The following is a 20,953-nucleotide window of genomic DNA, read 5'->3' on the forward strand; positions in this document are numbered from 1 at the left end:
CGCCTGGTAGCGCTAGTGAGGGCGAAGGGTCAGGATTCGGGGACCGTCTTCGGTCACGGCGACCGTGTGTTCCCAGTGCGCCGATCTCGACCCGTCCGTGGTCACCACGGTCCAGCCGTCGTCGAGGGTGTCGGTCTCGTAGGTGCCGAGCGTCAGCATCGGTTCGATCGCCAGTGTCGACCCGACCACCAACTCCGGGCCCTTGCCCGGTGCACCCTCGTTCGCCAGGAACGGTTCCATGTGCATTTCGCGCCCGATGCCATGACCGCCGTAACCGTCGACGATTCCGTACTTACGGCCGTGCGCCTGCTCCGCCGCGTGTGTTCCGGTTTCGATGGCGTGCGAGACATCGGTGAGGCGGTTGCCGGGAAGCATCGCGGCGATGCCTGCTTCCATCGACAGCCTCGTGGCCTCGCTCAGCATGGAATCGGCCTCGATGATGTCGCCGACGCCGAAGGTCCACGCGGAGTCGCCGTGCCAACCGTCGAGCACGGCTCCACAATCGATGGACACCAGATCTCCGGCCACCAACAACTCGTCGGCCGACGGGATGCCGTGCACTACACGATCGTTGACCGAGGAGCAGATGCTGCCGGTGAAGCCGTGGTAGCCCAGGAACGAGGGCACGGCCCCGGCGTCCCGAATGACCGCCTCGGCCACCCGGTCGAGTTCGAGCGTCGATACCCCGGGGACCGCGGCTTCTCGAACGGCCACCAGCGCAGCACCGACGACCGCACCGGCCGCGGCCATGGCATCGAGCTCGCCTGCACTGCGGAACGGTACGACCTTGCGTTTACGGCCGAATGCCATTTACTTACCGTGATCCTCGATGGCTTCGAGCGCGCGTGCGTTGACTTCTTCCACCTCGCCGATGGCGTCGACCGTGACGAGCTGCCCCGCGTAGTAGTCGAGCAGCGGAGCGGTCTCGTCTCGGTACACCTTGAGCCGGTTGCGAATGACGTCTTCTTTGTCGTCCTCACGACCGCGGGCGAGCATGCGGTCGACAACGACATCCTCGTCCACGACGAACGAGAGAACGGCGTCGAGCTTGGTGTTCAGATCGGACAGGATGCCCACCAATGCCTCGGCCTGGCCGACCGAACGCGGAAACCCGTCGAGCAGAAAGCCGTTGACGGCGTCGGGCTCGGCGAGACGACTGCGGACCATATCGACGGTCAGCTCGCTCGGCACCAGATCGCCGGCATCGAGGTATTTCTTCGCTTCCAATCCGAGCGGGGTCTTCTCGCCGATATTCGCACGAAACAGATCTCCGGTGGAGATGTGGGGCACGCCCAGCTTCTCGGACAGGAGCACTGCCTGGGTGCCTTTGCCGGCACCGGGGGGACCGAGCAGGACAAGTCTCACTTGAGGAACCCTTCGTAGTTGCGCTGCATGAGCTGGCTTTCGATCTGCTTCACGGTATCGAGTCCGACACTGACCATGATCAGCACGGCCGTACCACCGAACGGAAGATTCCCGCCGCCACCCGAACTGCCGATGTCGAGGAACAGGTTCGGGAGCACGGCAATCGTGCCCAGGTAGATCGAGCCGGGGAGCGTGATGCGACTGAGGACGTAGTTGAGGTAATCCGCAGTCGGCTTGCCGGGACGAATCCCGGGGATGAACCCGCCGAATTTCTTCATCTCGTCGGCCCGCTCTTCGGGATTGAACGTGATCGCCACGTAGAAGTACGTGAAGAAGACGATCAGACCGAAGAAGATGGCGATGTACACCGGGTTGGCGGGGTTCACCAGATACTCGTTGATGATGCGCTGCCACCAACTCGGATTTGCGGCTGTATTGGCCGAGGTGAGCTGCGCGATCAGATTCGGCAGGTACAGCAGTGAGGACGCGAAGATCACCGGGATGACGCCCGCCTGGTTGACCTTGAGCGGCAGGTACGTCGAGGAGCCGCCGTACATCTTTCGACCGACCATGCGCTTTGCGTACTGGACGGGAATTCTGCGCTGGCCCTGCTCGACGAACACGACGCCGGTGATGATGAGGAACGCTGCGAAGCAGACGAACCCGAACACCAGGCCACCACGGCTCTCGAGGATCGAGTTGCCCTCGGACGGAATGCGCGAGGCGATTCCGGCGAAGATCAGCAGCGACATTCCGTTGCCGACACCGCGTTCGGTGATGACCTCGCCGAACCACATGACGATCGCTGCGCCTGCTGTCATGACGAGGACGATGATGACGAGACCGAAGATGGATTGGTCGGCAATGATGTCCTGTTGGCATCCCTGCAGAAGCTGTCCGCGCGAAGCGAGGGCCACCAGGCCGGTCGCCTGCAGGATGGCCAGCGCGATCGACAGATAGCGCGTGTACTGCGTCATCTTGGCCTGTCCCGACTGTCCCTCCTTGCGGAGTTCTTCGAACTTCGGGATGACGACGGTGAGCAGCTGCACGATGATGCTGGCGGTGATGTACGGCATGATGCCGATCGCGAACACCGACAGCTGAAGGAGCGCTCCACCGGAGAACAGGTTGATCAACGAGTAGATGCCTGCCGAATCTCCACCGGAGACCTGGTCGATGCATGCTCGGACATTGGCGTAATCGACACCGGGCGACGGCAAGGTGGCACCGAAGCGATACAGGGCCACCAGACCGAGCGTGAAGAGGATCTTCCGTCTCAGGTCAGGAGTCCTGAGGGCCGACACGAAGGCGGAAAGCAAAGATCCTCCTGGCACGACTGCGTTGACGCCGCGAGCGCTTCGCAGGGAGCGTGTACTCCCATGAGCCTCACGAGCATGGACTGCTGGCGACATTCATCGCCCGCATCGATACGAACTTCTGTGAACTCTAGAACTCTAACAGTGCGCCGCGAACCACCCGACGGTCAGTGTTGGCCCCTGCCCGTTCGGTCGCGCTGCGGGGCGCACCGCGTAGGCAACGATGGCCGCAGCTCAGCTGCGAGAGCTGTGGCTGCGGCCATCGTCACGAACGGATGTCCGGCGCACTACCGATCAGTGCACCGAAGCGGTGCTCATACCTCGGTAGCAGAACCGCCGGCAGCGGCGATCTTTTCCTTGGCGGAGCCCGTGAACTTGTTGGCCGAGATATCGACCTTCACGGTGAGGTTTCCGTCTCCGAGAACCTTGACGAGCTCGTTCTTGCGAACAGCTCCCTTGGCGACCAGCTCGGGGATACCGATCTGACCACCCTCGGGGAACAGACGCTCGATATCGCGCAGGTTCACGACCTGGAACACGACACGGTTGCGGTTGGTGAAGCCCTTGAGCTTCGGGAGCCGCATCTGGAGCGGCATCTGTCCACCCTCGAAGCGGGCCGGCACGTTCTTGCGTGCGCCGGTTCCCTTGGTACCGCGACCTGCGGTCTTGCCACGCTTGCCACCTTCACCGCGGCCGACGCGAATCTTCGACGACTTGGATCCGGCTGCGGGGCGCAGGTGGTGCAGTTTGATGGTCATGGTTAGACCTCCTCAACAGTTACGAGGTGGCGCACCGTGTTGACCAGTCCGCGGTTCTGCGGGTTGTCCTCGCGGACGACCGTCTGGCGGATGCCCTTGAGCCCGAGAGTACGCAGGCTGTCACGCTGGTTCGCCTTCTGGCCGATGGTGCTCTTGATCTGGGTGACCTTCAGCTGAGCCATTACTTCACCGCTCCTGCCTGTGCGCGTGCGCGCAGCATTCCGGCGGGTGCAACCTCTTCGAGGGTCAGGCCGCGGCGAGCCGCAACTTCCTCGGGACGCTGCAGACCCTTGAGGGCTGCGACGGTTGCGTGCACGACGTTGATGGCGTTGTCGCTACCGAGCGACTTCGACAGCACGTCGTGGACACCGGCGCATTCGAGCACCGCGCGCACCGCGCCACCGGCGATCACACCGGTACCGGCACTGGCCGGACGCAACATGACGACGCCTGCAGCGGCCTCGCCCTGGACGGGGTGCGTGATGGTGCCGGCGATCATCGGGACGCGGAAGAAGCTCTTGCGAGCCTCCTCGACACCCTTCTGGATGGCCGCGGGAACTTCCTTGGCCTTGCCGTAGCCGACGCCGACCAATCCGTTGCCGTCACCGACGATGACGAGGGCGGTGAAGCTGAAGCGTCGACCACCCTTGACCACCTTGGAGACGCGGTTGATCGTGACGACCTTCTCGATGAAGTTCGACTTGTCCGCAGCGTTGCCGCCACGGCCGTTGTCACGACGGTCACGACCGCCACCGCGGTTGTCGCCGCGCTGGTTGTTGTCGCCACCTGCGTTGGGGCCACTGTTCTGTCCGGCGGGGCCGCTTCCGCCGTCACGCCGTTGACGTCCCGGCATCAGGCTGTCCTTCCGTTGTCAGTCATTGTCATCATCAGAACGTCAACCCGCCTTCGCGAGCCGCGTCTGCCAGGGCCGCGATGCGGCCGCTGTAGCTGTTTCCGCCACGGTCGAACACGACCGCTTCGATACCGGCAGCCTTGGCACGGGCAGCGATGAGCTCGCCGACCTTCGTGCTGACGGCCTTCTTGTCTCCGTCGAGTGCACGCACGTCTGCCTCGATGCTCGACGCGCTGGCCAGCGTGTGGCCCGCGAGATCGTCGATCAACTGGACGTGGATGTGACGCGAGGACCGGTTGACGACCAAGCGGGGACGCTCGGGGGTACCGGAGATCTTCTTGCGAAGGCGGAAGTGGCGACGTGCCTTCGACAGGCGACGCTTCGTCGAGACGTCGGTGCCACGCGGAGTGCGCTTGACGACGTTCGCCTTGTCTGCTGTTTGCTGGCTCATATCACTTACCCGTCTTTCCGACCTTGCGGCGGATCACTTCACCCTCGTAGCGGATGCCCTTGCCCTTGTACGGGTCGGGACGCCGCAGACGACGAATGTTGGCCGAGATCTGACCGACCTTCTGCTTGTCGATGCCGACAACGGTGAATCGCGTGGGCGACTCGACCGTGAACGTGATGCCTTCCGGTGCTTCGATCAGCACGGGATGGCTGTAACCGAGTGCGAACTCGAGGTCCTTGCCCTTGAGCACGACGCGGTAACCGACACCGTGAATCTCCATCTTGGTGGTGTAACCGTTGGTGACACCGGTGATGAGGTTCGCGACGAGAGTGCGCGAGAGACCGTGCAGCGAGCGGCTCTTACGCTCGTCGTCGGGCCGGGTGACGGCAATGGAGCCGTCGTCGGCGCGCGCGATCTGGATGGGCTCGGCAACCGTCAGGCTCAGGGCACCCTTGGGGCCCTTGACCGCAACGTTCTGGCCGTCGATGGTGATATCGACGCCAGCGGGAACTGCTACTGGCAGCTTTCCAATACGTGACATGGTGGTGGCCTCCCTACCAGACGTAGGCGAGGACTTCTCCGCCCACACCCTGCTTGGCCGCCTGACGCTCCGTGAGCAAACCGGTGGACGTGGAGATGATCGCCACGCCCAGGCCGCCGAGAACCTTGGGCAGATTGGTGGATTTTGCGTAGACCCGGAGACCGGGCTTGGAGACGCGTCGCACGCCGGCGAGGCTGCGCTCACGGCTCGGGCCGTACTTCAGATCGACGATGAGGGTCTTGCCCACCTCGGCGTCTTCCGTGCGGTAATCGGAGATGTAGCCCTCGCGCTTGAGGATCTCGGCGATGTTCGCCTTGAGCTTCGAGTGGGGAAGCTTCACCTCGTCGTGGTACGCCGAGTTGGCGTTGCGCAGACGGGTCAAGAAGTCTGCAATTGGATCGGTCATCGTCATGGTGTGACCTGTGCACCTTTCTCGCAGCGGTTCCCATGCAGCACGCGCGGGCTGGTGCCTGTGAGTTTCGTGGAAACAAACGGGCCTGGCTCGTCACATCGTGGGCCTACAGCGAAGTGAACATGTCCTGACCGACTGTTGCCGGTCAGGGGTTGCGCTCCAAGCAGTGCATCGCTGCACTGCCAGGTGTTACGAGCTTCCGCATGTTCAATGCTGACGTACGGAGTACTCGAGGTTGCATTGTGTATTGCAAGGACTCGCGTGCAGGCACGACGAAGCCCGGGCAACCGCTCTAGTGTAGGCATCGCGCACCCGAAGACCAAATCGCCCTACCATTGCGCGGTAGCTCTGGTCCAGTCGGACACCCCGAGAGTCACTTCTTCGCTAACGTCGGCACATGACGGACTCGCAGCCAGTTGATCTCGCACACCTGACTCACACTCTGCGGGACGACAACATCGTCGGGGTGACCATCGGCTGGGTCGACAACAACGGCGTCGTGCGTTCCCGGACCGTGCCGACCGCAGAACTGGCCGCCGCCGCACGTCGCGGGGTCGGCATCACCTCGGTGTTCGCGGTGTTCGATTCGCACGACGGGATCACCTTCGCCCACGGTGGACTCGCGACGCCGTCCGGCGATGTGCGGTTGATCCCGGTGATCGACACCACGTCGAGTGTGGTCCCCCTCGCCGGGCAGCCCGGTCTGGCCTGGGCGCACGGCAGGCAAGTCTCGGCCGACGGCTCGGCGTGGCCCTACGATCAGCGAGCCGTACTCGAGCGTCAGGTGAGGCGCGCAGCCGACGCGGGCTTCGAGGTACGGGCCGGATTCGAGATCGAATGTGCGCTCACCCGCGAATCCGACGGGCTGCCCGCTCATCGAGGGCCGGCGTACTCCGCCAACGCGATGCGCGATGTCGACGAATTCGTTGTGCAACTGCTCCGAGACCTGTCCCGGAACGGTCTCGGTATCGGTCAGATCCATGCCGAGTACGGCGGTTCCCAGCTCGAGATCGCGCTCAGCCCGCTCGATCCCCTTGCCGCAGCCGATGCACAGGTGCTGGCCAGGCAAACCATCCACGCAGCGGCACGAGCACGGGGATTGCGTTCGAGCTTCGCTCCCCTACCGTCGTCGAGCAATGCGGGCAATGGTTGGCACCTGCACACCTCGCTCGTTCGCGACGGTCACAACGCCCTCACCGGCGACGGAGAACACGGCTTGTCCGAGACAGGGCGGTCGTACATTGCCGGTCTGGTGCGCGAGCTGCCCGGTCTGGTCGCCGTGACGGCACCGAGTTCGGGCTCGCTGCTGCGTCGTCGACCCGGCTACTGGGCGGGGGCCTTCGGGTTCTGGGGCGTCGAAAACCGCGAGGCAGCGGTACGACTGGTGCCGGCCACCCCTCTTCTCGGCTCGGAGCACACCAATGTCGAGTTGAAGGCCTGCGATGCGTCCGCGAACCCGTATCTGGCGCTGGCGGTGACGATCGCGGCCGGCCTGTCGGGGGTGGCAGATGCGGCACCGTTGCCGCGACCCGTCCAGGAGGACGTGGGCGGTTGGGATGATGCGCGTCGCGAGGCCGCCGGTATCTCCCCGTTGGCAACCACCCACGACCAGCAGCGCGAGAATCTGTTGTCCTCCGCACTGGTCGCGGACGTGTTGGGCTCGGACCTTCTCGGCGCGTTCGTCGCCTGCCGCGACGCCGACGCCGCGTGGGCGGCAGGTCACACCGAGGACGAACTGCTCGAATCGCTGCGCTGGATCTACTGACATGCTGCACCGCTTCACCGGCGCAACAGCGCTGCTGTCTGCCCTCGATCATGCCCTGCCACAACCGGATCAACTCTGTGGACCGTTCTCGGCTTCGGTCGCGCTGACGGCCGTTCTCGACGATGACATTCCCGACATCACAGCCATCGCGGTCGCGTCGGGCTCGACGATCTGGCCGGGTGAGGTCCAGGCCGCTCGCCCTCCCGGTTCTCCGAGGATTACCGATGGGTGGGATGTGCTGTCGGCGTCCGAGTCCATCGAAGCGGCCGGGACGAGCGCAGCGGGTCTGGCGGCGGGCATCGAAGCTGCGACCGGGAACCGCGTCCTCGTCGTGCCGATCGCGCAGCCGGGTGCATCGGAGGTGTCACTGCTGCTGACCCGCCTCGCCGACGCGCGGTTCCGCTTCGGTTTGCTGGCCAACGTTCACACCGGCGGACTGACCGAATTCGATTGGAACGTAGGTCATTTCGTGACCATATGGGGTTTCGACGCGGCCGAGGACACGGCCGCGATCGGCGATACCTATCGGGAACTGGGCAGCCCTACCATGCCGCCGGGCTGTCGAACCGTTCCCGTTGCCGCGCTTGCGGCGGCGATGTCCGAGCGGGGTCTGCTGCTGATGGTGAACAACGGCGATCAGCATGCGGCGGAGGGTCTGGTGTGCTCGCTGAATCTACGAAGCCGGTCGTGGTCCGTGTGAGACTCGCGAGCGAGACAACGACGAAAAATGGGCGTGGGCTCCTCGAAAGGAACCCACGCCCATTGTTCATGGTGTGGTGAAGCCCGCAGGCTTCAGATCACCAGGAGCTCTTGTGAACTCCGGGAAGCTCTCCGGCGTGTGCCATCTCGCGCACGCAGATACGGCAGAGGCCGAACTTGCGGAACACGGAATGGGGACGGCCGCAGCGGTTGCAGCGAGTGTATGCGCGCACCGCGAACTTCGGCTTCTTGTTGGCCTTGTTGACCAGTGCCTTCTTCGCCATGGACTCAGTTCTCCTTGAACGGGAAGCCGAGGTGCTTGAGCAGCGCGCGGCCTTCTTCGTTGTTGGTTGCGGTGGTTACTACGGTGATGTCCATGCCGCGCGGACGGTCGATCTTGTCCACATCGATCTCGTGGAACATCGACTGCTCGTTGAGGCCGAACGTGTAGTTTCCGTTGCCGTCGAACTGCGTGCCCGAGAGGCCGCGGAAGTCCCTGATTCGGGGAAGGGCAATGGAGACCAGACGGTCGAGGAACTCCCACATGCGGTCGCCACGGAGGGTGACGCGTGCGCCGATGGGCATTCCCTCGCGCAGCTTGAACTGCGCGATGGACTTACGGGCCTTGCGGATCTCCGGCTTCTGGCCGGTGATGGCAGCGAGGTCGGCAACTGCACCGTTGATCAGCTTGGCGTCACGGGCGGCGTCGCCGACACCCATGTTGACGACGACCTTGACGACACCGGGGATCTGCATGACGTTCTCGTATGCAAATTCGGTGTTCAGGGCGTCTTTGATCTCGGCGCGGTAGCGCGCCTTGAGGCGGGGCTGTGCGCCCGCGATGTTTTCGGTGGTAGTCATCTCAGATGTCCTTCCCGTTCTTCCGGGAAACACGAACGCGCTTGCCGGTTTCCTCGTCGGTCCGGTAGCCCACGCGAGTGGGGTTTCCGTCCGAGTCGACCACTGCGACGTTCGATACGTGGATCGGGGCTTCCTGGGTGACGATGCCGCCCGAGGATGCGCCGCGCTGGTTGGCGGAGACCGCGGTGTGCTTCTTGATGCGGTTCACACCCTCGACCAGAACCTTGGAGTCAGCGGGGTAGGCCTGAATGACCTTTCCCTTGGCACCCTTGTCCTTGCCTGCGATCACGAGAACGGTGTCGCCCTTGTGCACCTTCATTTACAGCACCTCCGGGGCGAGCGAGACGATCTTCATGAACTTCTTCTCACGCAGCTCACGGCCGACCGGGCCGAAGATGCGGGTTCCACGGGGATCGTTGTCCGGCTTGATCAGCACCGCAGCGTTCTCGTCGAAGCGGATGTACGAGCCATCCGGACGACGACGCTCCTTGACGGTGCGGACGATGACGGCCTTGACGACCTCACCCTTCTTGATGTTTCCACCGGGGATGGCGTCCTTCACCGTAGCTACGATGATGTCGCCGATTCCGGCGTAGCGACGTGACGAGCCACCGAGAACGCGGATGCAAAGGATTTCCTTCGCGCCCGTGTTATCAGCGACGCGTACTCGCGACTCCTGCTGAATCACTCACTTCTCCTTGACCTGGATGTACGTACGTGCCGGATTTCCGTCCCGACACGCGCGGTCGGCTGCCGGGCACGGGCGCACGAAGACACACCGCTGCCACAGGCAACCGGTCAAGTGTAGGGGAACGGGTCCTGCGGATCCAAATCGCGATCGGCCCGAGCTGCGCTGTTGCCGTCCATCCCCGAACTCTCGGTACGGTTTCAGGGATGGATCATCCTTCGGATCAGCAAGGCGTGCCGTCGACGTCGACGACGACCGATGTCGACCGATGGTGGTCCGGGCTGCCCCTGGATCGAGTCGCCCGAATACACGGGGCGTCCGCCCGCGAGCTCGCCGATTCCGTCGATCCCCTGCCTGCCGATGCTCCGGCGATCAACTTCTACACAGTCGATCCCGCATCCGCCACCCGGACCGTAGACCTCGTCGAGGCGATAGTCGCCGAACTCGAGAGTGCGGCAGTGGCCTCGGTTCCGCTCTGGCTCACCGAGTTCGATCATCACGGCGGCGCATCGACTCTGGACAGGCGCGCTGCGCGCGCGGCCGCGGTTCGGCTCGCCGCAGACACTGCCCACTTCGGCCCGTACGTCGGTTCTCTCGCCGAGTCGTGCATTGCGCAGCGTCCAATGCGCCGGGACGCATTCACCATGGAAACCCGGGCCGCCGGATCGGCGCGCGTACTGGCCGCGGCCTCGCAACGCACCACAACCGCGCTGGTGTTGGTGTTGCCCACAGACGTCGACGTCGCGGTAGCTGGGACTGCCGCCGAGTGGCTGTGCAGCCACGGCGAGATGGCGGTGTGGCCGACGGGAGCCGGGGCGTCGGGGATGGACAGATTCCCCTCGGTACGGGTGCGCGTACCCGCCGTTCCACAAGGTGTCGATACCGTTCTGGAACGCTTCCGGCCGCTGAGCTACCCGCCGATCGCGGGGCACCCACACCCGGCCAGCGATCCGGAGAAGCGGCTGTACCGAGCACTCGACGTGCACGAGTGGGCCGCCGGGCGAGAGCACAATCGATCGATCAGACTCGGCGAGCTCGGCCGGCCGTTCACGGTGGACGTACTGTGGCGCACCGAGAGAGTGATCGTGGAGATCGACGGCAACGAGCACCGTGCCGCCGAGCGTTTCGCCGAGGACCGCGTTCGCGACAACCGACTGCAGACCGAGGGGTACATGGTGTTGCGGTTCACCAACGCTCAGGTGATCGACGACCCGCACCGCGCGGTCGCTACCATCCGCGAGGCAGTATCGAGAAGACGATCGAAGGGGGATCCTCGATGACCACCGAAGACCTGAACGGAACCGAGGCAGCGGTATTGCTGGTTCTGATGGCCGAGGCGAGTCCGGTCAAGAATTCCGCACTCAAAACCCTCGGCCCCGAGCTGCCCAAGTCTTCTCGCGACAAGTTGACCAACGCTGGTCTGATCGAGGTGAATACCTCGGTGCGTCCGATGACCCTCGAACTGACCGACAAGGGCTGGCGGGTCTGCGGCGAACTCATCGGGGGTGAACCACCAGCTCGATCGACTGGTGCCGGGAAGGCCATGTTCACCGTGTTGGCCGGTGTGCGCCGGTGGTTCGATCGCACCGACACTCGTCCGGCCGATGTGTTCTCCCCCCGAGCGAACTCGGCTGCATCCACCGACGGTATCGACGCGACCGTCGACATCGAGGCAGCAATTCGCGCTGCCTACGCGCGGCTCGCTCGCGAACCCGGTTCCACGGTTCGGCTGTCCCGGCTACGAAGTCAGTTGCCGGAGATCCCCAGGACCGAACTCGACGACGCCCTCGCGCGACTGCGGCGCTGCGAGGACGTCTCGCTGATCCCGGAAGAAAACCAGAAAACGCTGACCGAAGAGGAACGCGCTGCGGCGGTCTTCGTCGGAAATCAGCACAACCACCTTCTCTCGATCGAATCATGATGGGCGTTGAGTCGACGATGACGGACAACGAGCAGATCCATGCTCTCGAATCGGTGCGGCTGAGCTGGGCACCGACCCCCGACGACGTATGGCGTTCCCAGTCGAACGTGCACGTGCCGGGGATGCACGAGCGGGTGTTCCACGAGGTCATGAATGCCTACGACGACGCCGATGCGTCCGACGACGCCAGCCCGCTCGGTGTGGTCGTGCGCGGGCCCGCCGGCTCGGGCAAGACACACCTGCTGGGCCAGGTGCGTGAGGAAGTACAGGGCAAGGGCGGGTACTTCTTCCTGATCCGGCTCCTCGACGCGGCCGGATTCTGGCGCTCGACACTGATGGGGATGCTCGACGACTTGATGCGCCCGTCCGGTCGAGGATCCGACAGTCAGCTCGGTCTGTTGCTCCGACGCCTGTGCGAGATCGGTCACGTGTCGGAGGAGCAGCGCGCGCGGATCATGGGCGAGGAGATGATCGACGCCGAGACACTCGACGCTTTCGTCACCGCGGTGTACAAGGTCCACCCGCGACACCGCCGGACCTCACAGCACACGCTGCGCGCCTTGGTACTGTCCATCGCCCCGGATGCGGTCGTGCAGGACCTGGGCGATGCGTATCTGCAATCGATCGACGACGTCGATCCCGAGGAGTTCTCGGCCTGGGGCATCCGCCGCGCCGAGCTCGGGCATCAAGGCATCGCCGAGAACATCTCTCGCCTGCTCGCGATCACCGGCCCGACGATTCTTGCGATAGACCAGATCGACACCCTGGTCGCTCAGTCGCGCACCGGATCCGATCAGGAGTTCGCCGACGCACAAGAGGACAAGGTCGTCGAGCAGCTCGCCCACGGTTTGATGTCGCTGCGCGAGACGCTCCCCCGCACCGCATCGGTGCTGTCGGCATTGTCGAGTGCGTGGGAGCTGATCGCGGCACGCGGCGTGGCTCCCATGCGGGACCGCTTCCGAGTCACGCAGACGCTCAAACCGATTCCGTCCTCGGACATCGGCCGCCTGCTGCTCGGACGCCGCCTGGCCGCGTGCTTCCTCGAAGCCGGGTTCACTCCGCCGCACCCGACGTGGCCGGTGGCACCCGAGGCGTTCGAGCAGGCCCCGGACTTCACTCCGCGTCAGCTTCTCATCGCCGTCGACCGCCACATCCGGCATTGCCTGGACACCGGGGTCGCGTCGGAGCTGGAAAGCTTCACGGACAAGTCCGGTCCGGCGGATACTCCCGAGCTTCCCACGGCCAGAGTCAGTGAGCTCGACGCGCTCGACGAGCGCTACAAGCAGCTGCGCGACCAGGTCGATGTGTCGGTTCCGCTGCGACCGGACAGCGAGGACTCGATCTTCCCCGCATTACTGTCCGCAGGTCTGACGGCGTGGATTCACGAGCATCAATCCTCCGATGACAGCCTCGCCCAGGACCCGCCGCCGAGCGGCAAGCCTGCGCTGCACGCGCGGCTGCGTCACACTGTCGATACCGATACCGACGACGAAGAGCACTGGTGCTTTCGTGCGGTGACCTCGGGTAATGCCCGAGCGGCCCTGGCGCGGGTCGAGCGTGCAGTGACCACGGCGGGCCTGCACATCGACATGCCTCGACGACGGCTGATCCTGATCAGAAACGATCCGTGGCCCAACGGCGCGAAGACCGAGCAGACCATCGCTGCGTTGCGGCGCGCCGGTGGCGTGGTGGTTCCCTTCTCCGACGAGGACCGCAGGGCGCTTGCGGCCCTGTCGATCCTGCTGACCGAGAACTCCCCAGCGCTCACGTCCTGGCTGCTGGCGCGCAAGCCCGCGCACGAGGTGACACTGTTCGGGAAAGTGCTGCCTGCCGTGAGTGTCGTCGACGATGACACTGCCCTGATCGAGCCCGAGACCACCAGCGCGGCCGCGTCGCAGATGCAGCCGCGCAGGCCCGCCATCGTGGTGGGCTCGGAGCTCAGTACCGGCGCGGACGTCGCAGTGCCGCTCGAGGCACTGCGTAAGCACACTGCCATCTTCGCAGGCTCCGGCTCGGGCAAGACGGTACTGATCCGCAGACTGGTGGAAGAATGTGCACTGCAAGGTGTTTCGGCGATCGTCCTCGACGTGAACAACGACCTCGCCCGGCTCGGCACAGCGTGGCCCGAGGACGAGCGGACCTGGCCACCGGGCGACGAAGCCAAGGCTGCCGCATACCTGCGCGATACCGACGTCGTGGTGTGGACGCCGCGTAAATCCTCCGGTCGCCCACTCAGCTTTCAGCCGCTTCCCGATTTCGTCAGCGTGCTCGGTGACGCCGACGAGTTCGAGGCCTCGGTCGAGTCCGCGCTGGCCTCACTCGAACCCGCAGCCGGCGTTCTCGGTACGTCGCAGAAGGCCAAACACGGCCGGGCAGTGTTGAAATCGGCACTCGACCTGTTCGGTCGACGGCCTCAGGGCGGCGATTTGGCCGACTTCGTCGATCTGCTCGAGGAGTTCCCCGACGATGCCAGTGAGATGCGCGATGCCGTCCGCATCGCCGCAGGTCTCGCCGAGAACCTCAAGGCTGCTGCCGCGAACGACCCGATGTTCGCCGGTGCGGGCACTCCGGTGGACCCGGCCGTCCTGCTGACCCCCGCCGACGGTAAGAAAGCCCGCGTTTCGGTGATCAACCTGGCGGGCCTGACCACAGACGAGCAGAAACAGAGCTTCGTCAATCAACTTCAGATGGGGTTGTTCGCCTGGATCAAGAAGAACCCCGCCGGCGATCGACCACTGGGTGGGCTGTTCGTCATGGACGAGGCGCAGAACTTCGCGCCCTCGGACCGGACGACCGCAGCGACGCACAGCACGCTGGCTCTGGCGTCGCAGGCACGAAAGTACGGTTTGGGCCTGGTGTTCGCCACCCAGGCCCCCAAGGGCCTGCACAACCGAATCGCAGGAAATGCCTCGACACAGTTCTACGGACTGCTCAACAGCCCGTCCCAGGTCGAGGCCGCGCAGGAGATGGCGCGAGTCAAGGGCGGTTCGGTTCCCGACGTCGGGCGCCTACCTGCCGGTCAGTTCTATGCAGCGGTCGAAGGTGCGGAGTTCCGCCGCACCGCCACTCCGCTGTGCCTGTCCTACCACCCGAAGAGTCCACCCACCGAGGAAGAGGTCATCACGCTGGCGCGTTCGTGACCGGATGCCCGGCGAGTTCATCGCCGGGCATCAACCGACCACGGGTGATGGGTGAGTAGGTCAGCGATCCCGATGATCGAGGACGACGGCGTACGACCCGACTCCGGTGAGGGTGTGTCCGTCGATGGATACGGTATCGACGATCACCGACGTGACCGCACCTGTCTCCGGGTCGAACTCCACGTCGTCCACTGTGCCGAGATCGACTCCGGCAGTACTGAGCACGCGTTTGCCGATCACGCGGTGAGCTTTACCGTGCAGTCCGGACAGTGAGTCCTCGGTGTCGATCTCGACGATGGTGTCCACCGACTCGACCGTCACTGCGTCGGATCCGAAGGAGGAGATACCGGACCATGTCAGCGCGTCACCGGTCTTGCACTTCTTGATCTGCACACCGGCGACGGTGCGACTTCGCGGATCGACGAGGAATTCCCCCACTGCACCGACAGTATCGGCGGTGGAGGTGCTCACTACCTTGCGACCGATGGATTCGGAGAACAACATCAGCGAGTTCCCTTCAGCTGCGCCCGGAAGGCATCGACGGCCGCGCCGAACCCTGCCAGGTCGTCACGCACGAAATCGGTGGCACTGGCCGGAACCATGAGATGTTCGCCCGAGGCCGCGAGGGTGTCCGGCAACGGGATGAGCACGGTTGCCCCCTTGTTCTTCATCGACTCGGAGGACTTGATTTCGTAGCCGACCACATCGCATTGTCCGCCGTTCCGCCCGCTCACCTCGATGATCACGTCGACGACAGTGCCCAGGTCCGTTCCCGTGTCCGTCAGAACCGTCGAACCCAGGATATCTCCGCGACGCTCCGGTGCGGGCTCGGCATCCTCGCCGTCCTGCTCGGTCGAGGTGAACATCTGATCGGGTGGGGTGAGGGCGTCCTCGCTGAGGATCATCACTGCATCCGATCCGAGCGCGGCCACCGACCGCCACGGCATGACCTCTTTCTTCGGCCCCGAGAACAGGCCACGGCCGGCAAGAGTGAACCCTGCTACGGCCCCGCCGTCCGGGGCGTACACGATGTCCTTGACCTGAGCGACGTCCTCGCCCGCGAAGGTGACCACGGGCAGCTTGGCGATCTCACTCGACCGCATCAGTTGTTCGCTCATGACTTCGTGTGTGGGTCCGGGTTGCTCCGACGAGTAGCGATGATCACGCCACCTGATCGACGCCGGGATTGAACCAGCAACACTGCTGCCACGATCGCAATTATCAACACGAGGGCCACAATGACCCAACCCCACCACTGCATAGTGAGCACCCTTTCTCGAGAAGGAGTGAATGAGCCCGAGGATCACCCGCTTGGGTTCCTGTACTACCCCTTGACGCACACCTTCAAACCCCACCTCTACGGCTCGGCAGATTCTCGTCGAGCAGGCACGCCTGGCACACTGGTGCTCTGTGAAGGCCCTCGCACGCGGGGAGAACTGCCCCGCACCCACCGGACCACTGACGGTCGCACTGACCAGTTCGACGCACGTCGATGTCTCGGCGCTGTTGCTGGCCTCGAACGGCCGCGTCCGATCCGACGCGGATATGGTCTTCTGGAATCAGCCCGAGGGTGCAGGCGTCGACTACCGGCCCGCGTCGTCCGGTCATCTCGTTCGCGTGGACCCGGCGGCCATTCCACCCGATATCGACACCGTCGTCATCGCTGCCTCCCTCGACGGCACCGGACCGACGACCTTCGCAGCTGCGGGACCGGTGTCGGTCACCGTCTCCGACGCGGCATCGCCTCAGGTCTCGTACTCGGCAGACGGCCTCGGCGACGAGTCGGCGCTCGTGTGCATCGAGGTCTACCGCCGCGGTGATCGATGGAAGATCCGCGCCGTCGGGCAGGGGTACGTGGGCGGATTGGCGGGGTTGGCCACCGCATTCGGAATCAGCATCGACGCGGACGAACCCGCTGCGCCCCCTACTCCGTCCTCGCACGTCACCGACTCGACCGTGAATTCACCTGCCCACCAAGGAGCTCTGGCCATGAGAAGCGAACTGTTCGCCCCCGCCCACGCCGAGGTGCCCGGCTCGGGGATTCAGAAGCAGGGCAGCAAGATGTGCCGAATCGGATTGAGCGGCGAGATCATGGCCCGTGCGGGTTCGATGGTCGCGTACCAGGGCGACCTTCAGTTCGCGGCCCAGGGCTCCGGTGGAATCGGCCGAGCGATCAAGCAGGCACTGTCCGGAGAGGGTGTGCCGCTGATGAAGGTGTCCGGCAGGGGTGACCTCTTCCTCGCCAATGCGGCGCAGGACGTCCACCTGATAGACCTGGACGGCACCGACGGATTGACGATCAACGGTGCCAACGTCCTGGCCTTCGAGTCCTCGCTGAGCTATGACGTCAAACGAGTACAGGGGGCTGCGGCGGGCGGTAACGCGGGCTTCTTCAACTGCGTGTTCTCCGGTAGCGGGCGGATTGCCATCACCACGGACGGAATCCCTGTCGTACTCGACGTCGATCAGCCGACGTTCGCAGACCCGCAGGCTGCGGTCGCCTGGTCGTCCTCGCTGCAGACACGGGTGAAGAAGAACGATTCCTTCGGTCTCGGCACCCTCATCGGTCGCACCACCGGTGAGCGCTTCACGCTCGAGTTCATCGGCCGAGGGTTTGTCGTCGTGCAGCCTTCGGAGCAACCGCCGGGCGGACTGGTCGGCGGAAGCGGCAGCGGCGAGCAGGCCGGAGTCGGTGGCGCACTGGGGGGCCTGCTGGGCAGGTGAACTCCCCCGTCAGAGGAACAACGTACGGTGCCGGAACGACCCCTGCAGATGGCCGGCCACCACGGCAACGGCTCCATACCATCGCTCGCGCGAGGTACGTGAGAGCTTCTGCGGCACAATAGGATTGGTTACCATCAGCCTCAGCACATGCGCGAGGAACGCACGGACCGAGGTCCGCCGGAAACCATACTCGCGGTAGCCGAGGTACAGCTGAACGTCGCCGACCGCGTATCGACGAACCTGAGACCAGTACTCGCGCACCGTCGGTCTGAGCCGGTAGTCGACGACGGCCGATTCGGCGTGAGCGAATCGAAATCCCGCCAACTGGACGCGCCAGGAAAAGTCCAGGTCCTCACCTGTTGCCATCAGGGTCTCGTCGAAACCGTGCACCGCGTGAAACACCGATGCCCACACCGCGAAGTTGCAGCCGGGAGCATACGGAAGAAAGTCGCTCTCGAGACTCTTCGACGACGGCTTCATCGGCCGTCGACGGTAGGCAGCGGCCGAGTTCACCAGCGATGTGTCCAACGAGCCACTGACGAGATCGCTGGTCGGAGCTGCTGCCACCAGCGCGCTCAACCACTGGGGACGGACGATGTCGTCCGCGTCGCAGAATGCCAAGAACTCGCCGTGCGCAGCAGCTGCGCCTACATTGCGTGCGTGAGATACGCCGGCGGAGTCGGACGCATCGACATATCGCACGCGGATGCCACCGGCGGCCGTCCGCGCACGCAGGAACTCCTGCAGTCGATCGGTTGATCCGCTGTCGCTGACGATCACCTCGAAGCCGGCCCCGCGGTCTTGGCCTTCGAGCGCGTCGAGTTGGGCTCCCAAGGTACGCACTGCATTCAGGACGGGGATGACGACGCTGACGCTTGCCGGTCGTCCCACGGACATCGACTGCACTCCCCTACGTAGAACCGGACACGACGAAAAACCGGGCACGACGAAAAACCCACCCCCGTTGCCGGAGGTGGGTTTTCGAACACAGAGTGCTTACTTGGCCTTTTCGAGGACCTCGACCAGACGCCAGTGCTTCGTGGCGGACAGCGGACGGGTCTCCATGAGCTGAACGCGATCGCCTACGCCGGCGTCGCCCTTCTCGTCATGTGCCTTGACCTTGGTGGTGCGACGAATGACCTTGCTGTAGAGGGGGTGCTTGACCCTGTCCTCCAGCTCGACCACGATCGTCTTCTCCATCTTGTCGGATACGACGTAGCCGATCCGAACCTTGCGGTTGTTGCGCTCTTCTGTCACAGTTTTTTCCTCGCTCATGCTGCGTCACCTGCTGTGTCCTCGGAGGGACCAGAGGCCAAGCCGAGCTCACGTTCACGGAGCACCGTGTACACACGCGCAATTTCGTGGCGCACAACGCGCAGTCGACGGTTGTTGTCCAACTGGCCGGTAGCCATCTGGAACCGAAGGTTGAACAGCTCTTCCTTCGACTCACGCAGCTTGGTGACCAGCTCTTCACCGGTGAGCTCGCGGAGCTCTGCGGCTGGGGTTCCGGTAGCCATCAGAACTGCTCCTCCCTGGTGATGATGCGTGCCTTGATGGGCAACTTGTGGATTGCGCGAGTGAGTGCCTCACGCGCGATGGTCTCGTCGGGGTACGACAGCTCGAAGAGCACGCGGCCCGGCTTGACGTTCGCGATCCACCACTCGGGCGAACCCTTACCGGAACCCATGCGGGTCTCGGCAGGCTTCTTGGTGAGCGGGCGGTCCGGGAAGATGTTGATCCAGACCTTGCCGCCACGCTTGATGTGGCGAGTGATCGCGATACGAGCGGACTCGATCTGACGGTTGGTGATGTAGGCAGGCTCGAGAGCCTGGATGCCGTAGTCACCGAAGGTCACCTGAGTTCCGCCCTTGGCGGTACCCGAACGCTTCGGGTGGTGCTGCTTGCGGTGCTTGACCCGGCGGGGGATCAACATGCGTCAGCCCTCCTGATTCGGCTCGGTCGAGGCAGGAGCCTCGGTTGCGGATGCCGCGCGACCTGCTTCGGTGCTGGTCGCGGTGGTGCCCGAAGCACCGGAACGACGCGGGCGCGTGGGACGCTCGCGACGCGGGCGATCGGCACCGGCAGCCGGAGCTGCAGCAGCGGCGAGTTCACGCCGTCCACCGACGATGTCGCCCTTGTAGATCCATACCTTCACGCCGATGCGGCCGAAGGTGGTCTTGGCCTCGTACAGCCCGTAGTCGATGTCGGCACGGAGCGTGTGCAGGGGAACGCGTCCCTCGCGGTAGAACTCCGAGCGAGACATCTCCGCGCCACCGAGACGGCCGGAGCACTGGACACGGATGCCCTTGACGTTCGGCTGACGCATGGCCGACTGGATGGCCTTACGCATCGCGCGACGGAATGCGACGCGGTTGCTGAGCTGCTCGGCAACACCCTGGGCGACGAGCTGAGCCTCGGACTCGGCGTTCTTGACCTCGAGGATGTTGAGCTGGACCTGCTTGCCGGTCAGCTTCTCGAGAGCGCCGCGAATGCGGTCGGCCTCGGCGCCACGACGACCGATGACGATGCCGGGACGTGCCGTGTGGATGTCCACGCGAACACGGTCACGGGTGCGCTCGATCTCGACCTTCGCGATGCCCGCGCGCTCCATGCCGGTGGCGAGGAGCTTGCGGATCGCGACGTCTTCCTTGACGTACTCCGAGTACTGCTTGTCTGCGTACCAACGCGACTTCCAGTCAGTGGTGATACCCAAGCGGAAGCCGTGCGGGTTGATTTTCTGACCCACTACTGAGCCCCTTCCTTGGACGCCTGGCCCTTACGGCGGTTACGAGACGTTCCGCCGGTCTTGGGCAGGCTTTCGACGATCACCGTGATGTGGCTGGTGCGCTTGCGGATCCGGAATGCCCGGCCCTGAGCACGCGGCTGGAATCGCTTGAGGGTTGCACCCTCGTCGACGAATGCCGTCGCGACGATCAGCGTGCTGGGATCGAGATCCAGGTTGTTCTCGGCGTTGGCCGCTGCGGAGGCGATCACCTTGGCGACCGGCTCGCTTGCTGCCTGCGGCGCGAACTTGAGGATGTTGAGCGCGTCCTCGACGGAGCGCCCGCGAACCAGATCCACGACTCGACGTGCCTTCATCGGCGTGACGCGAACGTGCTTCGCTACGGCCTTGGCAGTCGGATTGGCGGTGGGGGTGAAGTTGGTCATCGCCTCTTCGCCTTCCGGTCGTCCTTGATGTGACCCTTGAACGTGCGGGTCGGTGCGAACTCTCCGAGCTTGTGGCCGACCATCGAGTCGGACACGAACACCGGCACATGCTTGCGGCCGTCGTGGACGGCGAAAGTGTGACCGATGAAGTCGGGGAGGATTGTCGATCGACGGGACCAGGTCTTGATGACCTGCTTGGTTCCCTTGTCGTTCTGGACGTCAACCTTCGCGAGGAGGTGATCGTCTACGAACGGGCCTTTCTTCAGGCTGCGTGGCATTCTGAACTCCCTC

At 64.4% G+C, this 20,953-nt stretch carries 28 protein-coding genes; 6 read left to right on the top strand and 22 right to left on the bottom strand.

What is annotated here, in order from left to right:
• Window positions 1-12: 12 nt before the first annotated feature.
• The 9 genes from map to rpsH all read right to left on the bottom strand — a co-directional run bounded on the left by map (window position 13) and on the right by rpsH (window position 5,696).
• Window positions 13-810, bottom strand: a complete 798-nt coding sequence (gene map, locus ACOQFP_RS23690; RefSeq protein WP_421585731.1) for a type I methionyl aminopeptidase — start codon at window positions 808-810, stop codon at window positions 13-15.
• Window positions 811-1,365: an adenylate kinase gene (locus ACOQFP_RS23695; protein WP_421585732.1), complete on the bottom strand. Its 555-nt coding sequence runs from the start codon at window positions 1,363-1,365 to the stop codon at window positions 811-813.
• A complete protein-coding gene (secY, locus tag ACOQFP_RS23700; protein WP_206491857.1) occupies window positions 1,362-2,684 on the bottom strand; it encodes a preprotein translocase subunit SecY in 1,323 nt (440 codons plus the stop codon). Before secY ends, ACOQFP_RS23695 begins: the two co-directional genes overlap by 4 nt.
• A 311-nt stretch (window positions 2,685-2,995) precedes the next feature.
• The gene (rplO, locus tag ACOQFP_RS23705) at window positions 2,996-3,439 is read right to left on the bottom strand and encodes a 50S ribosomal protein L15 (RefSeq protein WP_206491858.1); all 444 of its coding nucleotides are present in this window, start codon (window positions 3,437-3,439) and stop codon (window positions 2,996-2,998) included.
• Between the two features lie 2 nt (window positions 3,440-3,441).
• Window positions 3,442-3,621 (bottom strand): 50S ribosomal protein L30, encoded by a 180-nt coding sequence (gene rpmD / locus ACOQFP_RS23710; protein ID WP_008718256.1) that lies wholly within the window; start codon window positions 3,619-3,621, stop codon window positions 3,442-3,444.
• The gene (gene rpsE / locus ACOQFP_RS23715) at window positions 3,621-4,292 is read right to left on the bottom strand and encodes a 30S ribosomal protein S5 (protein WP_206491859.1); all 672 of its coding nucleotides are present in this window, start codon (window positions 4,290-4,292) and stop codon (window positions 3,621-3,623) included. Before rpsE ends, rpmD begins: the two co-directional genes overlap by 1 nt.
• A gap of 34 nt (window positions 4,293-4,326) precedes the next feature.
• The gene (rplR, locus tag ACOQFP_RS23720; RefSeq protein WP_241257311.1) at window positions 4,327-4,743 is read right to left on the bottom strand and encodes a 50S ribosomal protein L18; all 417 of its coding nucleotides are present in this window, start codon (window positions 4,741-4,743) and stop codon (window positions 4,327-4,329) included.
• A gap of 1 nt (window position 4,744) precedes the next feature.
• The gene (gene rplF / locus ACOQFP_RS23725) at window positions 4,745-5,284 is read right to left on the bottom strand and encodes a 50S ribosomal protein L6 (protein WP_206491860.1); all 540 of its coding nucleotides are present in this window, start codon (window positions 5,282-5,284) and stop codon (window positions 4,745-4,747) included.
• Window positions 5,285-5,297: 13 nt separating this feature from the next.
• Window positions 5,298-5,696, bottom strand: a complete 399-nt coding sequence (rpsH, locus tag ACOQFP_RS23730; protein WP_008718266.1) for a 30S ribosomal protein S8 — start codon at window positions 5,694-5,696, stop codon at window positions 5,298-5,300.
• Window positions 5,697-6,093: 397 nt separating this feature from the next.
• Between rpsH and ACOQFP_RS23735 the strand changes: the two genes are divergently transcribed.
• Together ACOQFP_RS23735 and ACOQFP_RS23740 are read left to right on the top strand one after the other, a co-directional pair.
• Window positions 6,094-7,461 carry a glutamine synthetase gene (locus ACOQFP_RS23735; RefSeq protein ID WP_421585733.1) on the top strand — a complete coding sequence of 456 codons (1,368 nt, stop codon included), beginning with the start codon at window positions 6,094-6,096 and terminating at the stop codon, window positions 7,459-7,461.
• A gap of 1 nt (window position 7,462) precedes the next feature.
• Window positions 7,463-8,161, top strand: coding sequence for a DUF6885 family protein (locus ACOQFP_RS23740; protein ID WP_421585734.1), 699 nt, complete (start codon window positions 7,463-7,465; stop codon window positions 8,159-8,161).
• A 97-nt stretch (window positions 8,162-8,258) separates the two neighbouring features.
• Here the strand turns inward: ACOQFP_RS23740 and ACOQFP_RS23745 are convergent, their stop codons facing one another.
• From ACOQFP_RS23745 to rplN, 4 genes are read right to left on the bottom strand one after another with little or no spacing between them, the layout of a single operon-like run.
• A complete protein-coding gene (locus ACOQFP_RS23745) occupies window positions 8,259-8,444 on the bottom strand; it encodes a type Z 30S ribosomal protein S14 (RefSeq protein ID WP_206491863.1) in 186 nt (61 codons plus the stop codon).
• Between the two features lie 4 nt (window positions 8,445-8,448).
• Window positions 8,449-9,021, bottom strand: coding sequence for a 50S ribosomal protein L5 (gene rplE, locus ACOQFP_RS23750; RefSeq protein ID WP_206491864.1), 573 nt, complete (start codon window positions 9,019-9,021; stop codon window positions 8,449-8,451).
• A gap of 1 nt (window position 9,022) precedes the next feature.
• Window positions 9,023-9,340: a 50S ribosomal protein L24 gene (rplX, locus tag ACOQFP_RS23755; RefSeq protein WP_032397537.1), complete on the bottom strand. Its 318-nt coding sequence runs from the start codon at window positions 9,338-9,340 to the stop codon at window positions 9,023-9,025.
• Entirely contained in the window at window positions 9,341-9,709 is a 369-nt protein-coding gene (rplN, locus tag ACOQFP_RS23760) for a 50S ribosomal protein L14 (RefSeq protein WP_008718280.1), read from the bottom strand. It abuts the gene before it with no gap.
• 206 nt (window positions 9,710-9,915) lie between these two features.
• Between rplN and ACOQFP_RS23765 the strand changes: the two genes are divergently transcribed.
• From ACOQFP_RS23765 to ACOQFP_RS23775, 3 genes are read left to right on the top strand one after another with little or no spacing between them, the layout of a single operon-like run.
• The gene (locus tag ACOQFP_RS23765) at window positions 9,916-10,989 is read left to right on the top strand and encodes an endonuclease domain-containing protein (RefSeq protein WP_421585735.1); all 1,074 of its coding nucleotides are present in this window, start codon (window positions 9,916-9,918) and stop codon (window positions 10,987-10,989) included.
• Entirely contained in the window at window positions 10,986-11,630 is a 645-nt protein-coding gene (locus tag ACOQFP_RS23770) for a hypothetical protein (RefSeq protein ID WP_421585736.1), read from the top strand. The genes ACOQFP_RS23765 and ACOQFP_RS23770 overlap by 4 nt, the downstream gene beginning before the upstream one ends.
• Before the next feature lie 17 nt (window positions 11,631-11,647).
• Window positions 11,648-14,770, top strand: coding sequence for an ATP-binding protein (locus ACOQFP_RS23775; RefSeq protein WP_421585737.1), 3,123 nt, complete (start codon window positions 11,648-11,650; stop codon window positions 14,768-14,770).
• Between the two features lie 60 nt (window positions 14,771-14,830).
• Here ACOQFP_RS23775 and ACOQFP_RS23780 read toward each other — a convergent pair whose 3' ends face one another.
• Window positions 14,831-15,274: a PRC-barrel domain-containing protein gene (locus tag ACOQFP_RS23780; RefSeq protein ID WP_421585738.1), complete on the bottom strand. Its 444-nt coding sequence runs from the start codon at window positions 15,272-15,274 to the stop codon at window positions 14,831-14,833.
• The gene (locus ACOQFP_RS23785) at window positions 15,274-15,888 is read right to left on the bottom strand and encodes a PRC-barrel domain-containing protein (RefSeq protein ID WP_206491869.1); all 615 of its coding nucleotides are present in this window, start codon (window positions 15,886-15,888) and stop codon (window positions 15,274-15,276) included. Before ACOQFP_RS23785 ends, ACOQFP_RS23780 begins: the two co-directional genes overlap by 1 nt.
• A 292-nt stretch (window positions 15,889-16,180) precedes the next feature.
• On the opposite strand from ACOQFP_RS23785, the gene ACOQFP_RS23790 reads away from it, so the two are divergent.
• On the top strand, window positions 16,181-17,494 hold the full coding sequence (locus ACOQFP_RS23790; RefSeq protein WP_421585739.1) for an AIM24 family protein: 1,314 nt from the start codon (window positions 16,181-16,183) through the stop codon (window positions 17,492-17,494).
• A gap of 9 nt (window positions 17,495-17,503) precedes the next feature.
• Here the strand turns inward: ACOQFP_RS23790 and ACOQFP_RS23795 are convergent, their stop codons facing one another.
• The 7 genes from ACOQFP_RS23795 to rpsS form a co-directional block, all read right to left on the bottom strand.
• Window positions 17,504-18,391 (bottom strand): glycosyltransferase, encoded by an 888-nt coding sequence (locus ACOQFP_RS23795; RefSeq protein ID WP_421585740.1) that lies wholly within the window; start codon window positions 18,389-18,391, stop codon window positions 17,504-17,506.
• A 99-nt stretch (window positions 18,392-18,490) separates the two neighbouring features.
• Entirely contained in the window at window positions 18,491-18,769 is a 279-nt protein-coding gene (gene rpsQ / locus ACOQFP_RS23800) for a 30S ribosomal protein S17 (protein ID WP_068380845.1), read from the bottom strand.
• Entirely contained in the window at window positions 18,766-19,011 is a 246-nt protein-coding gene (gene rpmC, locus ACOQFP_RS23805; RefSeq protein ID WP_008718301.1) for a 50S ribosomal protein L29, read from the bottom strand. The genes rpsQ and rpmC overlap by 4 nt, the downstream gene beginning before the upstream one ends.
• Window positions 19,011-19,427, bottom strand: a complete 417-nt coding sequence (gene rplP / locus ACOQFP_RS23810; RefSeq protein WP_206491872.1) for a 50S ribosomal protein L16 — start codon at window positions 19,425-19,427, stop codon at window positions 19,011-19,013. Before rplP ends, rpmC begins: the two co-directional genes overlap by 1 nt.
• Window positions 19,428-19,430: 3 nt before the next feature.
• Window positions 19,431-20,240, bottom strand: coding sequence for a 30S ribosomal protein S3 (gene rpsC / locus ACOQFP_RS23815; RefSeq protein WP_206491873.1), 810 nt, complete (start codon window positions 20,238-20,240; stop codon window positions 19,431-19,433).
• Entirely contained in the window at window positions 20,240-20,662 is a 423-nt protein-coding gene (gene rplV / locus ACOQFP_RS23820; RefSeq protein ID WP_037188319.1) for a 50S ribosomal protein L22, read from the bottom strand. Before rplV ends, rpsC begins: the two co-directional genes overlap by 1 nt.
• Window positions 20,659-20,940 (bottom strand): 30S ribosomal protein S19, encoded by a 282-nt coding sequence (rpsS, locus tag ACOQFP_RS23825; protein WP_008718309.1) that lies wholly within the window; start codon window positions 20,938-20,940, stop codon window positions 20,659-20,661. The genes rplV and rpsS overlap by 4 nt, the downstream gene beginning before the upstream one ends.
• Window positions 20,941-20,953 lie beyond the last annotated feature (13 nt).

The organism is Rhodococcus sp. MALMAid1271, from assembly GCF_049195265.1.
GTDB lineage: Bacteria > Actinomycetota > Actinomycetes > Mycobacteriales > Mycobacteriaceae > Rhodococcoides.

What these genes read in the sequence shown, in the direction of transcription:
- rplF (WP_206491860.1), bottom strand. Translation starts at nt 5,284, where the DNA reads ATGTCACGTATTGGAAAGCTGCCAGTAGCAGTTCCCGCTGGCGTCGAT.
- ACOQFP_RS23775 (WP_421585737.1), top strand. Translation starts at nt 11,648, where the DNA reads ATGACGGACAACGAGCAGATCCATGCTCTCGAATCGGTGCGGCTGAGC.
- ACOQFP_RS23795 (WP_421585740.1), bottom strand. Translation starts at nt 18,391, where the DNA reads ATGTCCGTGGGACGACCGGCAAGCGTCAGCGTCGTCATCCCCGTCCTG.
- rplE (WP_206491864.1), bottom strand. Translation starts at nt 9,021, where the DNA reads ATGACTACCACCGAAAACATCGCGGGCGCACAGCCCCGCCTCAAGGCG.
- ACOQFP_RS23735 (WP_421585733.1), top strand. Translation starts at nt 6,094, where the DNA reads ATGACGGACTCGCAGCCAGTTGATCTCGCACACCTGACTCACACTCTG.
- rpsE (WP_206491859.1), bottom strand. Translation starts at nt 4,292, where the DNA reads ATGCCGGGACGTCAACGGCGTGACGGCGGAAGCGGCCCCGCCGGACAG.
- map (WP_421585731.1), bottom strand. Translation starts at nt 810, where the DNA reads ATGGCATTCGGCCGTAAACGCAAGGTCGTACCGTTCCGCAGTGCAGGC.
- rpsS (WP_008718309.1), bottom strand. Translation starts at nt 20,940, where the DNA reads ATGCCACGCAGCCTGAAGAAAGGCCCGTTCGTAGACGATCACCTCCTC.
- rpmD (WP_008718256.1), bottom strand. Translation starts at nt 3,621, where the DNA reads ATGGCTCAGCTGAAGGTCACCCAGATCAAGAGCACCATCGGCCAGAAG.
- rplR (WP_241257311.1), bottom strand. Translation starts at nt 4,743, where the DNA reads ATGAGCCAGCAAACAGCAGACAAGGCGAACGTCGTCAAGCGCACTCCG.
- ACOQFP_RS23740 (WP_421585734.1), top strand. Translation starts at nt 7,463, where the DNA reads ATGCTGCACCGCTTCACCGGCGCAACAGCGCTGCTGTCTGCCCTCGAT.
- ACOQFP_RS23785 (WP_206491869.1), bottom strand. Translation starts at nt 15,888, where the DNA reads ATGAGCGAACAACTGATGCGGTCGAGTGAGATCGCCAAGCTGCCCGTG.
- rplX (WP_032397537.1), bottom strand. Translation starts at nt 9,340, where the DNA reads ATGAAGGTGCACAAGGGCGACACCGTTCTCGTGATCGCAGGCAAGGAC.
- rplO (WP_206491858.1), bottom strand. Translation starts at nt 3,439, where the DNA reads ATGACCATCAAACTGCACCACCTGCGCCCCGCAGCCGGATCCAAGTCG.
- rpmC (WP_008718301.1), bottom strand. Translation starts at nt 19,011, where the DNA reads ATGGCTACCGGAACCCCAGCCGCAGAGCTCCGCGAGCTCACCGGTGAA.
- rpsQ (WP_068380845.1), bottom strand. Translation starts at nt 18,769, where the DNA reads ATGAGCGAGGAAAAAACTGTGACAGAAGAGCGCAACAACCGCAAGGTT.
- rpsH (WP_008718266.1), bottom strand. Translation starts at nt 5,696, where the DNA reads ATGACGATGACCGATCCAATTGCAGACTTCTTGACCCGTCTGCGCAAC.
- ACOQFP_RS23780 (WP_421585738.1), bottom strand. Translation starts at nt 15,274, where the DNA reads ATGTTGTTCTCCGAATCCATCGGTCGCAAGGTAGTGAGCACCTCCACC.
- rplV (WP_037188319.1), bottom strand. Translation starts at nt 20,662, where the DNA reads ATGACCAACTTCACCCCCACCGCCAATCCGACTGCCAAGGCCGTAGCG.
- ACOQFP_RS23745 (WP_206491863.1), bottom strand. Translation starts at nt 8,444, where the DNA reads ATGGCGAAGAAGGCACTGGTCAACAAGGCCAACAAGAAGCCGAAGTTC.
- ACOQFP_RS23765 (WP_421585735.1), top strand. Translation starts at nt 9,916, where the DNA reads ATGGATCATCCTTCGGATCAGCAAGGCGTGCCGTCGACGTCGACGACG.
- ACOQFP_RS23770 (WP_421585736.1), top strand. Translation starts at nt 10,986, where the DNA reads ATGACCACCGAAGACCTGAACGGAACCGAGGCAGCGGTATTGCTGGTT.
- rplP (WP_206491872.1), bottom strand. Translation starts at nt 19,427, where the DNA reads ATGTTGATCCCCCGCCGGGTCAAGCACCGCAAGCAGCACCACCCGAAG.